General features: G+C 51.9%; 9 protein-coding genes and 1 pseudogene. 6 read left to right on the forward strand and 4 right to left on the reverse strand.

What is annotated here, in order from left to right:
* Positions 1–153: 153 nt before the first annotated feature.
* Positions 154–2,451 (forward strand): CRTAC1 family protein, encoded by a 2,298-nt coding sequence (locus HG15A2_RS07010; RefSeq protein ID WP_218932376.1) that lies wholly within the window; start codon positions 154–156, stop codon positions 2,449–2,451.
* A gap of 320 nt (positions 2,452–2,771) precedes the next feature.
* Positions 2,772–4,304, forward strand: coding sequence for an alpha-L-fucosidase (locus tag HG15A2_RS07015; RefSeq protein ID WP_145059162.1), 1,533 nt, complete (start codon positions 2,772–2,774; stop codon positions 4,302–4,304).
* A gap of 201 nt (positions 4,305–4,505) precedes the next feature.
* Here the strand turns inward: HG15A2_RS07015 and HG15A2_RS07020 are convergent, their stop codons facing one another.
* Complete coding sequence (locus tag HG15A2_RS07020; protein WP_145059164.1) at positions 4,506–6,158, reverse strand: hypothetical protein; 1,653 nt, start codon at positions 6,156–6,158, stop codon at positions 4,506–4,508.
* 332 nt (positions 6,159–6,490) lie between these two features.
* Here HG15A2_RS07020 and HG15A2_RS25065 point away from each other — a divergent pair.
* Positions 6,491–6,577: pseudogene (locus HG15A2_RS25065) on the forward strand (hypothetical protein); the annotation flags it as partial.
* A gap of 300 nt (positions 6,578–6,877) precedes the next feature.
* Positions 6,878–8,200, forward strand: coding sequence for a glucuronyl esterase domain-containing protein (locus HG15A2_RS07030; protein WP_246117902.1), 1,323 nt, complete (start codon positions 6,878–6,880; stop codon positions 8,198–8,200).
* A 139-nt stretch (positions 8,201–8,339) separates the two neighbouring features.
* Here the strand turns inward: HG15A2_RS07030 and HG15A2_RS24790 are convergent, their stop codons facing one another.
* On the reverse strand, positions 8,340–8,468 hold the full coding sequence (locus tag HG15A2_RS24790) for a hypothetical protein (RefSeq protein ID WP_261342156.1): 129 nt from the start codon (positions 8,466–8,468) through the stop codon (positions 8,340–8,342).
* An 82-nt stretch (positions 8,469–8,550) separates the two neighbouring features.
* Positions 8,551–9,969 carry an alpha-L-fucosidase gene (locus HG15A2_RS07035; RefSeq protein WP_145059165.1) on the reverse strand — a complete coding sequence of 473 codons (1,419 nt, stop codon included), beginning with the start codon at positions 9,967–9,969 and terminating at the stop codon, positions 8,551–8,553.
* Between the two features lie 497 nt (positions 9,970–10,466).
* On the opposite strand from HG15A2_RS07035, the gene HG15A2_RS07040 reads away from it, so the two are divergent.
* Both HG15A2_RS07040 and HG15A2_RS07045 read left to right on the forward strand, forming a co-directional pair.
* Complete coding sequence (locus HG15A2_RS07040) at positions 10,467–10,670, forward strand: hypothetical protein (protein ID WP_145059167.1); 204 nt, start codon at positions 10,467–10,469, stop codon at positions 10,668–10,670.
* Between the two features lie 948 nt (positions 10,671–11,618).
* On the forward strand, positions 11,619–12,389 hold the full coding sequence (locus HG15A2_RS07045) for an HpcH/HpaI aldolase family protein (RefSeq protein WP_145059169.1): 771 nt from the start codon (positions 11,619–11,621) through the stop codon (positions 12,387–12,389).
* A 225-nt stretch (positions 12,390–12,614) separates the two neighbouring features.
* On the opposite strand, the gene HG15A2_RS07050 is transcribed toward HG15A2_RS07045, so the two are convergent.
* Positions 12,615–14,762 carry a GDSL-type esterase/lipase family protein gene (locus tag HG15A2_RS07050; protein ID WP_218932377.1) on the reverse strand — a complete coding sequence of 716 codons (2,148 nt, stop codon included), beginning with the start codon at positions 14,760–14,762 and terminating at the stop codon, positions 12,615–12,617.
* Between the last annotated feature and the right edge of the window lie 7 nt (positions 14,763–14,769).

Raw genomic sequence — 14,769 nt, forward strand, 5'->3', positions numbered from 1 at the left:
ACTTCAACATCGATACGAATGCCAATAGATTTGTAAAAGGAGATAAAAGTGACTTATTGCGATACTATCCATTGTGAGATCCGCGGAGTTCTCAAGAGCGGGGTACAGATGCTGTGCGGGATAAGCTGCAGTTGCGCACTAAGCCGAATAGCTGTGTGGCTTGTCATCGCAGGCTGCTGCAATACCTGCCTGGCCGGGGAGTTCGTCAATGTGACACTCCCCGCGGTTCCTGCTAGCGGGGGTACGTTGAAGAATGCCAAGGCTGCTTGGGCTGATTATGACAATGATGGTTGGGTTGATGTTAGCGTAGGCGGTACTTTGTTACGGAACAATAGGAACGGCACGTTTCACATTGTCCAGTCTACGGGTGGTGATTCAATTTGGGGTGATTACAACAACGACGGTCTCTTGGATTTATTCCAATACGCTGCGGTGGGAGGCAGCGGCGGCGTTGTGTGGCACAACATGAATGGGGAGAGTTTCGCCCCTGCGGCACCTCTGCCCGACATGCCTCCAAACTCGCGCGGAGCAACTTGGGGAGATTTCAATGGCGACAAGTACTTAGATCTCTATGTAGGTGGCTACGAGAACTTTCCCAGCGCTTACTATTCCGATGTGATATACACGAATAACCAAAACGGCACGTTCTCCCAGACGTGGGAGCAAGGCATTGATTCCCGGACAACTCCTGGCCGCCCTCGTCCGGCTCGTGGAGTGGCCACAGCCGATTGGGATCAGGACAACGATCTAGACATCTATGTATCCAATTATCGAATCGAGCCAAATGCCCTTTATCGCAACGACGGTAGCGGGACTTTCGTAGATGTTGCTAGCGCAAAAAATGCTCTAGCCACATCGCCCGGCTACTACGGCGGACATTCGATTGGATCCGCTTGGGGAGATTTCGACAACGACGGTCTGATTGATTTGTTTGCCGGCAATTTCTCTCATCCCGGCCAACCCCAGTCAAGGTTTCTCAAGAACAATGGTCCGGACGCCGATTTCACATTCACGGACAAGGGTACCGGGGGAGTATCTTATCAAGAGTCGTATGCTTCTCCCACCGTAGGAGACTTCGACAACGATGGCGATCTTGATCTCTATCTCACCACTGTGTACCCCATCGCCAGCGGCGGAGTGGCCAACTTTCCGACCTTGTATCGAAACGATGGAAATTTCAATTTTGTGGATGTAACCACCGAGTGGGGACTGCCCAAGTCAGGTTCCATTTCAACGTACCAAGCTGCATTTGCTGACTACGACAACGATGGTTATCTCGATCTTGTAACTGACGGCAAGCTTTATCGTAATACGGGTGGTGAAAATAACTTTCTTAAAGTGCGATTGCTCGGTGCTCCCCTTTTCGACGCTACGGCAATCGGCGCTCAAGTACGTATTGCTCTCGGCGACAAGATAATCACACGGCAGGTCGAAGGGGCTGTGGGTGAAGGGAACCAGAATGATCAAACTCTTCACTTTGGACTCGGCGACTACACCGGTTTGTTGAATATGCAAATTACTTGGCCAAACGGCGCCACGCAGTCTGTAGATGTGTCAGGCGTGGACCAAATTTTGACAGTTGCACCTACACCCTTTCATAACGCTACTTCGAACCCAGAGACATTCCAAGGTCATTCGAACGGCTCCGAACTGACGACGGCCGACGGCTGGTCATTGGATGAGGCGGGTGTCTTGTTCTCGCAGGTTGGCAATCACAGTGTCATCTCTTCAGACGGCAGTAACGCGTTAAAATTGGTTGACCCCAAAAACCAAAACACCACCTTGTATTGGCAAGAACCGATTCTGCAAGATCAACGCCAGACGCTTTCCTACGACTTTAAGCTGGTAGACACTCTCTCATTCCCAGAGCGTTCCCAGGTGAGCACAGGGAGTGGAGTTACCTTCCTAGTGACTGCGCGTCAGAACCATGAAGACCCCGCATTAAATGGAATAATCTTGGATGGGACGACTTCCGAGATGCTCTTGCCGGCAAATGAATTGCTTGATGACACTTGGTATACCGTCGAAGTTGACTTGGACTCCGATACCGATACTTTCCGAGCTCGTGTTGGGCTACAAGGTGGTTCTCTCGGCGAATGGTCACCAGTTTTGGACATGCTCAATGCCACCGACGGCTTGCCAATTAGATTCCTTGCTAACGACACGGTGCAGTATGACAATATTTCACTGAGTGCCGCGTCGCTTTCCACCACCGCATTACTTTCCGGCGATTTCAATAGTGACGGCATGGTCGACGGGGCGGATTTTCTCACTTGGCAGCGAGGGGATTCCCCTAGCCCGCTGAGTTCCGACGACTTGAGCGACTGGCAATCAAACTACGCCATGCCCTCGGGTAGCAGCCTAGTCACTGTGGTGCCGGAACCTGCGGTCCATTTATTGCTTGCCTTGCCTTTGTTTTTTCGACGGCGAGCGGGACTGCGCCAGTCTTGAAGTCGGACCTTCCCTCGGTTGTTGATGAGATATTGCATTTCATCGTACGTGACAGCTATTGCGATATCCGCGAGGATCTTCGTTGGCGTTTCCTCTGGTCGCTCAAATTAAACTAGTCGCAACACGATCACATGCAAACAAGGAAGAAGCAAGACTGAGAGTGCGAATCTTGAAGGTTATTGCCCAACTGCCACAACCGGTGGTACCACAGCGACCCCATCTACCTTCCTACTGATGGGGGGGGCACCTCAACGAACGGAAGGTCGCTTCCTTAGTGAAGAACCAAGTCAAATCAACAGAAAATTCTCAGAGAATTATTCATGAATCTTCAATGCACAATTGCTGGTCGCCTGCCTGCCATCCTTAATCAGATTGCATCCAACTGCCTCCTTACAATTGCTCTAATCGCTACCCCCTCGGCTTCTGCGTTTGCTGCCGAACCTCCAGCGCCATTTGGCCCACTGCCTTCGAAAGAACAGTTAAAATGGCATCAGTTGGAGTACTACGGTTTTTTGCACTTCACCGTTAATACTTTTACAGACAGGCAGTGGGGAGCGGGAGATGAATCCCCCGCTGTATTTACACCCAGCGAGCTTGACGTATCACAGTGGACTCGTGTTGCGAAATCTGCCGGTATGAAGGGCCTCATCCTTACCACCAAACATCATGATGGCTTCTGCCTATGGCCAAGCAAGTATACCGAGCATTCGATCAAGCATTCTCCCTACAGGGATGGTAAAGGGGATATTGTTAGGGAGCTCTCGAAGGCATGTGAAGAGGCTGGATTAAAGTTCGGAGTGTACTTATCCCCCTGGGACCGCAATCACGCGGACTACGGTAAGCCGGAGTACATCGACTACTATCGCAATCAGCTTCGGGAACTGTTGACCAACTACGGAGATATTGCCGAACTCTGGTTCGACGGCGCTAATGGGGGATCTGGATACTATGGAGGAGCCAACGAGGAGCGTCGAATTGATCGTGAATCCTACTACAAGTGGCCTGAGACGAACGCCCTTGCTTTGAAGCTGCAGCCGCAGGTGGTCATCTTCAGCGACGCGGGACCAGGGTGCCGCTGGGTTGGGAATGAAACGGGTCACGGCTCTAGCACGAACTGGGCAACGATGCGTCTCGATGGCATGTACCCAGGTGGCACGTACGGAGATCGCCTTACCCATGGTGATCGTGACGGAACACACTGGGTTCCGTCTGAAGTCGATGTCTCCATAAGACCGAGCTGGTTTTACCTAAAGCAGGAGGACGACAAGGTAAAAACGGTTGAGGAACTACTGGAAATTTACTACAGCAGTATCGGACAGGGCAGTAACTTATTGCTCAATATCCCGCCCGACCGGCGCGGGCTCATTCACGAAATCGACGAACAAAGGCTAACCAAATTTCACGAGGTTATTCAGCTTACGTTTGATGACGATCTTGCCAGAGACAAGCGGGCTACAGCAAGCAATACTCGTGGCAATGATGAGGCTTTCGGACCGCAACAGATTACTGACGGAGACCGAGAGACTTATTGGGCCACCGATGATGAGGTCACTGAAGCTGAGTTGACGGTGGAATTAGGCAAGGCAATCCCCTTTGACCGAATTCGCATGCAGGAATTTATCTCGTTGGGTCAGCGCATTGAGAAGTTTAGTATTGATGTCCGGGTAGCTGGGAAGTGGCAGGAAGTGGGCTCTGGAAATACGATTGGCGTCAGGCGAATCCTGCGACTGCCTCTGGTAACGGGAGATGCGGTTAGACTACGCATCGAATCTTCACGTGCATGCCCGACTATCTCAACTTTAGAGGTTTACCGATCGCCACCGAATCTCGGTACAACCGACGCTGGCAATTGAGCGTCACTTCAACGCTCGTCCGAACCACCTCATCGACATGACCGCGAACCTTCGACTGATCGACTGCGATTACGTCTCAGGTTTCACTTTTCATCGTGGCAGCCTCCTTCGCTTGGTCCATATTGAACTCTCTCAAAAAGCAATTCCTACCAAGCAGGGGCCGCCCATTGAAGTGCGCAACAATTAGGACGTTACACCCTGTCAATCGCTGTCTATCTTCACATCATTGAATAAGAATGGGTTGTCACTACGTCTCAGGTCCTTGCCGCTGGCAGTGGTCACATTTCTGAGAATGACTTCCTTCGTTCTGACGTGGGGAAATGTTTCATGGTAGAAATCGTCGGTCATCTGAGGATTGAAATCACTAAAAATGACGGGGCCCCGGTAATCTTCGGTATGATTAGAGTCATCGATACGAAGGTTTTTGATGGTTATCCGTTCAGGCATATAGCAGGTATAGCCGAAGTCATGCTGACCGGAATTGGAGCCGCCGATCAGGCTAGCGCTCGTCGTGCTACTTGCGGCGGGCACGACGAAAGTGCAGTTGCGGATAACAACTTCTCCCTGCCACGTGCTGCCATAATCGCTGCGAAGATTGACAAAGGTCCTGCCGTAGAGAGTGGATTCCTCCACGGTTAAGACCCCCGTGCCTATGGCACTGATTCCCATGTACCCCAGGGTCGAGTTGCGGATGGTTGCGTTGGCAACTCCCATGTGTGCGTCGAACCGGGATAAGGTGCAATTGTCATAAAGAAGGTTTTTGCAGTAGTTGGAACCCATGATTCCCCAGAATGTGCGGTCGTTTATGTCGTTTGTCTGGCTGCAGTTCACGAATGATACATTCAGGGCGCGGGTGACCTGAATATCGTAAGTCCCCATACCGACGGGTTTCCCAGCAGGCCCAATAGTGCGATATGTTTTGTGTCCGCTCAGGACCGTGTTCTTTACGGTTACGGTAGAGCAGTCACGTATACTTATAAAGCCGCCATAGGGCGCGCCATGGTCTCGTTCGCCGGTGACGCGATGTTCCAAGTGGTCCACTACGACATTGGAACGCATGATCGCGATATTTCGGCTGTAATAGTCGTACTTCGATTCAGCTCTATTTGCGATTGTGGTGAAGCGCCCTCCGGTAATTGTCAGCGTCCGCTCGTCAATGGGAAGCGCGGTGATTCCCGTGATCTGATCGAAGTCCCAGATGATTGGAGCATCCCTATCCAAATTACCGTTCTTATCGACGACGAAGATATCTGTTTGCGGAGTCCCATTGGTTTGGTTCAGGCCATAGCGTATATAGCGTCTTTTCTTGGAATTGGTGACGGTGATCAGGCAGGGGCCTGGTAGGGGGACGTCAATTTTTTCCTGATTTCGCTTGAGGGACGTTATCCCCTCCAGCTTGAGCGGTTGCAAACTGGATCTGACCATGAAAACAGAAGCTTTGTGATTTTCGACTTTGGTATCGTCAATGACGAAGGCCGCCGTGCCGAAGTCGGTGTCGGTCATAATGATCGCGGTGCGTGCCTTACCACCAATGTAGTATGTGGACTCATCATCGGCTCTCACCAAAAGGCCATGCTGGTTAGCGTAGGCATGGGTCGCAGCGATCGCGTCTATGTCATCAGTTTCACCGTCGCCTTTGGCTCCGAAATCACTGTAGCGAACCAATCCTGCCGCTTTGAATTTCACGGCATCCTGTGGGGATACATTTCCTTCTGATCCCTCGTTTTCATTGGTATCTTCTTGGGAATTCGTACTGTTAGATGTTGTCTTTGGGTTTTCGAGCGGGATTTCAGCCTTCCCTTGTGACGCAATCACAGAGGAGAGAAGCAGAAATAGTATGGGTATATATTTCATTGCGATCGTGTTTTGGTAGGTAAACGGATAGGGATTTGAATTATACGTAGTCTATCAGGACGATCCACTTACACTAGCGATATGGGGTCTATCTGAGCACAGAAGGAACGTCAATGATCGCAAAATATAACTTGATCGCGAAGCTTCTGCACACCGTCCCATGCCGACGCATATCAGTGATGAATAGAGGCTTAACAGGAACGTGTTGATATCGACGTAGGTGATCCTTTACTTGACGTAAGCTGACTTCGATGACTTCACACGAGGGGTGGTGGGTTGTTAGCTGCGTGGGAGGCTGAGCCTAGTCTCCATGTCGTTTTCGTCATTCCGAACCGTCAACTATCATGTTGCTCGCGGGACTGGTGGCCATCTGCCTACTCACCTCACGGAGGTTCAGGCAAATCACTCCTCCGCTATAACGATTTGGTCGCGGCTACAGTTCCTGCCAGGCACTTCGCTGGCTAATTCTTCTTGGTTTGCTCATCCTGACCAAACTGATCACTCGGTTTTCGCAACCTCTTTGGCATATGGTTCCGCAGGTGAGTCAGACTCGCGTGACATGTCGTATTGGTACACCGGTTAGGGGGATGACATCAGCGCACCACAGCCGTAAAATTGTTAGATGTCAAACGAAACGAGAACGCCGCCCCGAAATTCAACAGGCGAACGCTCAATCAATGATGTGGTGCATGCTTCTATTTCTACCCAAGAAACTATTTATGGAACATCTAGTCAGCCGTGCTTTTTGCATCAGTATTTCCGCAATACTCGCTTCGACGACGTTGTCGCAAACTGTATTTGCTGACAAACCCTCCGCCAATTATGACGAAGCGAAGGCGCCATCATATACCCTACCTGATCCACTGATCGACAACAGCGGCAAGAAACTTTCCGACGTCTCCGAATGGAAATCGCGACGGCGGGAAATCCTCAACCTCTTCGAAGATCAAGTCTACGGACGCATTCCGGCTGAAGCGACCACGTGCGATGTTGAGGTGCGTGTCGTCGAACAGACGGACGACGCGTTGCAGGGCAAGGCTCGTCGCATTCAATTTGAAGTGGCGCCGCTCAGAAATGGTAAGCCGCTGTTTCGCATTGGCGTTCTCACCTACCTGCCATTGACCGACCATCCGGCTCCTTGCTTCCTTGCGCTGAATTTTTTCGGCAATCAGTCAGTACATGCCGATCCCGAAATCTTGCTCAACAAGAACTGGATAGGCAACAAGGTAGACGGCGTCGTTGATGGGCGAGTCACCGAAGCCGCCCGCGGAGTTCGGTCCACTAGGTGGGACGTTGAAGAGATTATCGGGCGCGGGTACGGGCTCGTGACAGCCTACTATGGAGACATTGATCCCGACCGCCATGATTTTACCGACGGTGCACATTCCTACTTCTATTCAGAAGGTCAAACTGCTCCGGCGGCGGACGAGTGGGGATCGATTGCCGCTTGGGCTTGGGGACTAAGTAAGATACGCCAAGCGATCGGAGAAAACCCTAAATTGCTTGCTGAAATCGATTCCGAACGCATGATTGTCTTCGGGCATTCGCGACTGGGCAAGACGGCGCTTTGGGCGGGCGCTATTGACCCGAAATTTGCGATGATTATTTCGAATGATTCAGGCTGCGGCGGAGCCGCGCTGTCGAGTCGGGCCTTTGGTGAAACCGTCGGACTAATCAATCGTCAGTTTCCCCATTGGTTCTGCGACAACTTCAACAAGTACAACGAGAATGAATCGGCACTGCCGGTAGATCAGCACGAACTCATCGCCCTTTGCGCGCCGCGTCCCGTCTACGTCGCAAGCGCTCAAGGAGATCGCTGGGCAGACCCACGCGGTGAATTTCTTGCCTGCCTTCATGCCAGCCCAGTCTACGAACTGCTAGGCGTAGCCGGACTTCCGGCTGACAAGATGCCTATGGCTGGAACCACGATGTCCACCGGTCGACTCAATTATCATATTCGCCCAGGCGGGCACGACGTGCAGGCGTTCGATTGGCGAGCCTACCTCACCTTTGCCGATCGACTGCTGCCAGAACGTCGTTAGCAATATGCTGCAATCCATAATACGCATAACTAGAGTCGCCAGACTTCAGCTTCACTTGAACGCGCTGAAAGCTGGCGACTCCAGCTACCCTAAGAGCAACCTACAGCGGACTACATTTGCCTTCCCCACTAACGACATCTCAACGGTGAACGTCCGATATGTTCGATCCGATGTCGACGATCTCCTTCCCAAACCCGTGACCAACAACCATCGGCACACCGGTGGACTTCTCGCCTGCCTGCGATTCTTGCTGGGCAGTTGCTTTCACTCGTGCGAGCTGCTTTCAACTTGATCGAGCAGTTTCCCATGAATATGCTGAGAACTGGTTGGTGATACTCACGTTGCTTTCGCTAATCCGCGGAGCCGTCTAGCTGCAAGCGAATGACTGTGGCGATTGCATCAGGGGCGGCTTTCGGCAGTTCGAGAACGACATCTGCTCCGGATTGAGATGCAGGGATTTCTACGCTATTGCTGAGTAGAGTCGCCTTGGCAACTGCCCCAGGAATTCCCTCGACGGTAAGTTTGCCGTCACTCGGCCAGTTGAAGACGTGTAAGTAAAGCGAGTTGGTCTTCGTGTTTTGGGTGACGCATCCCCAAGAGGGCTTACCAATCGGGCTAGCCGTCGAACCGTAAATCGATTCACCATTGACATCCATCCAGCGGCCCATCGCTGCGAGCCGCTCAACACTCTCCGCGGGCACCGAACCGTCGCCCAAGGGACCGATGTTGAGCAAATAGTTGCCGCCTTTGCTGGCGATATCGATCAACGTACGAATCAGCTTTTCGGGAGATTTCCACTGAGCATCGTAACGGCTGTATCCCCAGGTCGTGTTCATTGTCATGCAGGTTTCCCAATCGACGCCGGGCAGTCCGTTCTCTGGGACGTGTTGTTCAGGCGTAATGAAATCGCCATATTGTGAGTCGAGTTGCGGAATGCTGGCCTGCATGCCCTGACCTTTCCAGCCCGCTTCTGGAATGCGAAACAGTCGGTTGTTCATGATCACCTGCGGCTGCTTGTCGCGGACGTTGGCCATCAGGTCGAAGGCTCTCCATGCTTCATCGCCCTGAAAATCGACTCCACTGTAATCCCACCAGAGGATATCCACCGGGCCGTAATTGCTGACCAGCTCGTCAACCTGCTCGTGCAGATACTCGACGTACCTTCCGTGATCACGTTCGCCGTTCGGATAGGGTTTCGAATTCCCGGGATGAGGTAGCTGTTTCGATTCGAGGTAGCAATACTGGTCATGATGCCAATCGATCACTGAGTGATAGAACCCGACTCGCAAGCCTTCTGCCCGACACGCGTCGACAATCTCCCGAACTAAATCGCGATTGAGCACTGACCCCGCATCGAATTCAGTGACCGCAGAATCATGCAACGCAAAGCCATCGTGATGCTTGGTCGTAAACACGAGATACCGACAGCCTGCCTGCTTGGCGAGTTTTGCCCAAGACTGCGCAAAACCCGGCGTGGGTTTAAACAGCGGCATCGCGCGTTCAGCATAGGTGTCGGTGTCCGCGCGAACGCGAAACTGTAACCACTCCATCCCACCTTCTTCCCCAACCGGCTTGTTCTCCCAGGTTCCGGCCAAGCCTGAATAGAGTCCCCAGTGCACAAACATCCCAAACCGTGCCTCTCGCCACCACTCCATTCGCTCTTCGCGCTCCGGAGAGGTCGACGTCTGAGCCTGTGCGCTACAGCAACTCACAAGCGAAAATAACGCGACACAAACTAGAATGAGTGTTGTTTGCTGCAATTTTTCCATGCTCTTTTCCTACTACAGAAGTGAATGAAGTGTGTAACTCGCCCTGTTTTATAAACTACGCAGAAATCCATGTGACTGCATTTTCTTTTGGACGCAATCGGTCGTTAAAGGTCGAATGTTCGATTGTCTCATATCTCCACGGCGTTCGGACTAAGAGACTCTCCAGCCCGCTAGGCAGAGGAGTCGCCTCCTGCTCAATGAGTAGCTTACCGAGCAGTTTTTCGTCCACAGCATCCATTCCAGCATCGCTACGGAATTTGCCTTGGTATACCTGGAGTCCACCCTAGAACCCCACCCATGCTGGGAGTGGTCCAGGCGAAGGTGAATTGTAACATGGCGAGGTAGTTCGCGGCATTCTTTTCCCAGCGGACATGAAGTCTGAGGAATTAATTGACCCAAAGGTGCGGTCGTTCGACGCCCCAGAGTCGTGCCTTGAAACAGAAGTTCTTCCTCCGCCGTACCACTTCTTGGCTACGCCATTTGAGGTGAGGTTCATAATGGCTTCAGCGGAGGAACTGGCGAACGTTCTTCGAGCGGTAGTCTTTGTCGAGACACACGTGCGGATGCCGATCAGCGGCCGGCTGAGGACGGTCAATGGGAACGCTACCGAAGGTCGCTTTCAACAGAGTGATATCATCCGTGTTTTACCGCTTACCGCCCCCCAAGGACACGCCACGGCCATCGGATTCGGCCGCTGGTAGTTCAGTGTGTCCTTCCACAATTGCGTAAGCCAAGAATGCTTGAAACAGCATTGGTTCTTGAACTTGGCAGTTGCGACCGAGAACATGGAGGCTTGAATAATCGTCTACAATCAAGTTCGGCCGCGCAAGAGTCTGGGTGGTCAGACGCCCATGGAGTACGCAGCTTCAACCCTTTCCACTAGCCAGAGAATTGAAGCCGAGAACTCACACTCCAACTTGACCTATCTTTCTAGATAGAAAATCGAAAAAAGTCTGGGAAGGAAGCAGGGCCTGCTGTCTCTGCTGCGGCGGACGAACTATAATCGCGAGACAGGCTAGGAAGACGTCTACCATGCCGACCGCTAGTGAATCGATCACGAGATACGACATATCCTGGGTAGCAGGGCCATCTGGAGCATCACGCGGCTTCGGTGAGTGATGTTGTGCGGCTCGAAACGTAGGTTCTCACGGCTTTGATGCACCTCACAGGCAAGCAGATCGACTAGGACCGGGCGACATCCACTAAAGCAATTAAGGAGAGATCGATTGCCAACACAAGAGTGGTGAGCAGGTCGGCGAACGAGGAGTTTGCTTTCGGCTGTTACCCCCGACCCTCAAGAGGTTGACAGTTACGGTATCCGTCCTTCGCAGTCAACGATCAGCGAGCGGAACAAGATCGCCACAGGTGTCATTCCCTCGAACTCAATTCTGATGATTTGCTGCTCCTCCTCGAAGCCTAGATGCTGCTTGTAATCATGGGAGCTGACCTTTATGATCGAGCACTGACCGCATTAAGAGGTCATGCCCACTGCGGCGATGGCACGCGTCAAGAGAAGGCTTCACATGCTCCACACGGGGACGCAAGTATCGATAGTGGCCACTTTCAATGCCGAGAGTGTTGCGAGAGCCAATCGAAACTGAAACTTTTGAGTTACTCCATAGAGTGAGAAAGTATATGAGAGAAAGTATATGAGAGAAAGCAAGACTCTTAGTCGTTTGAAAACTGGTAAGGTAGTACGGATTTGCGGCCTAGGACACTTCCTTCCTTCTTTTATTCGCCACGCTGCGCACTTTGGTTTTGACTGTATATGGCTCGACCTGGAGCATCGGTCATTTGATTATCGCGAGGTACAGGCCCTACTGGCATACTGCCACTTGTACGATATCGATTGCCTGATCCGTCCCCCCACTACTCAACCCACACAGCTTTATCGTTACTTGGAAGACGGTGCGGCCGGCTTGATGATTCCCCATGTAGCGACCAGCGAAGAAGCTCGGGAAATTGTAGACGCGATCAAGTTTCCTCCACTAGGTAACCGTGGGGTCGATGGGGCTGGCTTGGACAGTGACTTCATGTTGCATGGCGGCCCTTCTTATCCCGGACGTGCTAATGAGGAAACCTTTCTTTTGGTACAAATAGAATCACCTCAGGCAGTTGATCAGATCGATTCCATCGCTGCAGTAAGTGGTGTTGATGGGTTGTTCATCGGCCCAGGCGATCTAGGATTGCGGCTCGGCAATGAGGACGCTTCCTTGTCTGTTGCCCAAGCTATTGAGGCCGTTGCGGTGGCTGCAACCCAACACAAGAAGGCTTGGGGATGTCCGATGGCAACGGTTGAAGAGATGAGAGCTTTGACCCAACGCGGGGCTCAACTTGTCGCTCATGGTAACGACTTCGTAGGGCTCAAATGCCACTTGGAAGCGATGGCAGGAGATTTTGAGAACGCTGATATCCGTTAGTACTACATGCAGGCAAATGATGATGCGGTCGATGATACTGACGAATTTCTCCAATTTGGGCATGGCCAAAACTACATTCGTCGATGGTAATCTCTTCAGCGAGGTTAGCCAGAACGACCTGGCAATTGGCGTTCGCACCTATCCAGCCGGAAGGGCAGTTTCTTGGGCTCCAGCAGTGCGAACATCGCAACGGAGGAAATACTGGTCCGCCGATTAGGCAGTGCCCTACCTCTTCAGCACGCCCTCAAGTTCCTTCATCCACGTTTCTTGTCCACTACGAGTAATGTGCACTGCATCTTCGCTCATGTTCTGATTGAGAGTGCCATCACCATTTAGAAAGTGTGATCTTAAGTCTAGATACTGGACACTCGGATCTGAAGATAGACGGGCAATTATCCGATGAAGATCATCAACTTCTTCTCGTAGTGGATCGGAGGGCGTTTTTCCAGTTGGAAAGCACCCGCACAGGATGATCTTTGAATTGGGCTTGTGGTCACGCAACCACCTAACAATTTCAATGGTACCTTCTGCCGTTTCTTCTCCGGTATGCCGTGCCGAGTTGATATTGTTGACACCAATCATTAAAACGACAAAGTCGGGAGTAAGCTCCGCAAGCTGACCATTCTGAAGGCGCCAGAGAATGTGTTCGGTCCGATCTCCGGAAAGACCTAAGCACAGAGCTTGTTGGTTTCCTAAGTATCTATCGACGGCTCGTGGTCCGTCGGGCTGAGCCATTCGGAGGTTGTGACCGGTAAGTCCTTGGGTAATTGAGTCTCCAAGCAAAACAACCTTACTATCTGGCTTAGCTGCGGCGACACGTTTCAGATACCTGAAAGCAGTTTGCCAGTCCGATCCCCAGCCGGCCCCTGCCCGATACTCTACGGAGGGAACGGACTCGACGGCGGGGTTTTCCATGAGACACACAGTGCGCATCAAGTAGCGACGGAGAGAATCCGGAGGGTGCAGGCCATGGGGGTGATGCCCGCTTCCGGGCTTTCTCCAAATCTTGACACGCCCACCTAGCTTTCTGTATTCACGGGCCAGCGGGAGCGCATTGTCAGACGGAGGCACAGTTGTATCGGCCATCCCAAGGACGAGCGCAATGGGAACCTTCGCTTTGGCGATCGGTTCAAGGATCTCGGCGTGTCGCGGCTGGGGAAGTTTCTCTGCCTGATCCTCCACCACGCCATATGCCTCCAGGAGTTGCTCCCAATTTTCGCTCGAACGAGTCCCATTTTGTCCGCCTGGCCAGGAGAGACTATTGCACACGGGATTGTCGCCGTAGATTGCGGACACTTTTTCTGGATTTCTGGAAGCCCAGAGGAAGATCGGAAGACCACCTCGTGACATCCCTTCGAGAATAGGCTTGTGAGAAAGGGAGAGTTCATTAGTGGCAAGAGCATAAAATTTGTCCCAGCGAGCAATTGCTTCCTCGGATCCATAAAGATTGGCAACGTCACAGTAAGCAACATGAAACCCTCGGTCGAGCAGCGAAAGGTCTAACTCTGGCTCGTGGCCGAAAAACCTGGCTCGCAAAATCCACTGTCGATTCTTCGCAACCTGATGCGGTGATACCAAATGGCAAGTTGCTTTCCCTAAGGCGAACGTGAATCTCCGAAAACCGTGCCAATGGTCCTCCCGGACAGAGAGGTTCAACGAAGCCAGTTTCGCCTCTAGACCACAGGATTCCTCATAGGCGATTACCAATCGATCGTGGATCTCGTGTGCCAGCGACTCGTGCCCAAAGTTGTCGGGATGAACGCCATCGATGGTTGAGCTAAAGCTCCGAGACAGATCGTGATAAAAGACTTGCGGCTCTTGGAGAGCTAATTGACGATAGACTGCTGCAATCTCTTTGATTCGTGCAGCCCGAACTTTCAGCCGTTCAATTGTCTCATTATCTTCCATGTTGTCGGGGAACACAGGAGGAGGACCAAGTAGATGTACCTTGACTTGTGCATTATTTGCTCGAAAAGATTGAATGAGGCGAAGAACATCACCTTCAAGATCCCCGTGATGTTGCCAGTTGTCCCGAGGCTCCGAGATACTGTCGCTTGTGCCGAGCATGATCACAATGACATCAGGAGCCCAGCTTAGAGCTGCTTGATACTCCGGGGTTGAAATGTAAGGGAGCTCTGCCTTTTCTAAGACACCCACGGAAGAGCGAGCGAAGTTCCGAGTTTCGTATTCTGGAGCTAAGAACTGCGCCAATAGAGCAGAATACACATTCAAATCATTTGGTTTAGCAGCAGCATCAGCAGTAAGGGAGTCACCGATAACCGCAAGTCTGATAGGTTCTGCTGCCCCTATGAGACCGGAAGTTGAAAGTAGAAAGAATGTCGAAAGAACAGTGGCACGAATGAGGATTTGCATGAGATGT

It is taken from the genome of Adhaeretor mobilis, assembly GCF_007741515.1.
Classification (GTDB): domain Bacteria; phylum Planctomycetota; class Planctomycetia; order Pirellulales; family Lacipirellulaceae; genus Adhaeretor; species Adhaeretor mobilis.

What these genes read in the sequence shown, in the direction of transcription:
- HG15A2_RS07015 (WP_145059162.1), top strand. Translation starts at nt 2,772, where the DNA reads ATGAATCTTCAATGCACAATTGCTGGTCGCCTGCCTGCCATCCTTAAT.
- HG15A2_RS07020 (WP_145059164.1), bottom strand. Translation starts at nt 6,158, where the DNA reads ATGAAATATATACCCATACTATTTCTGCTTCTCTCCTCTGTGATTGCG.
- HG15A2_RS07030 (WP_246117902.1), top strand. Translation starts at nt 6,878, where the DNA reads ATGGAACATCTAGTCAGCCGTGCTTTTTGCATCAGTATTTCCGCAATA.
- HG15A2_RS07035 (WP_145059165.1), bottom strand. Translation starts at nt 9,969, where the DNA reads ATGGAAAAATTGCAGCAAACAACACTCATTCTAGTTTGTGTCGCGTTA.
- HG15A2_RS07040 (WP_145059167.1), top strand. Translation starts at nt 10,467, where the DNA reads ATGGCTTCAGCGGAGGAACTGGCGAACGTTCTTCGAGCGGTAGTCTTT.
- HG15A2_RS07045 (WP_145059169.1), top strand. Translation starts at nt 11,619, where the DNA reads ATGAGAGAAAGCAAGACTCTTAGTCGTTTGAAAACTGGTAAGGTAGTA.
- HG15A2_RS07050 (WP_218932377.1), bottom strand. Translation starts at nt 14,762, where the DNA reads ATGCAAATCCTCATTCGTGCCACTGTTCTTTCGACATTCTTTCTACTT.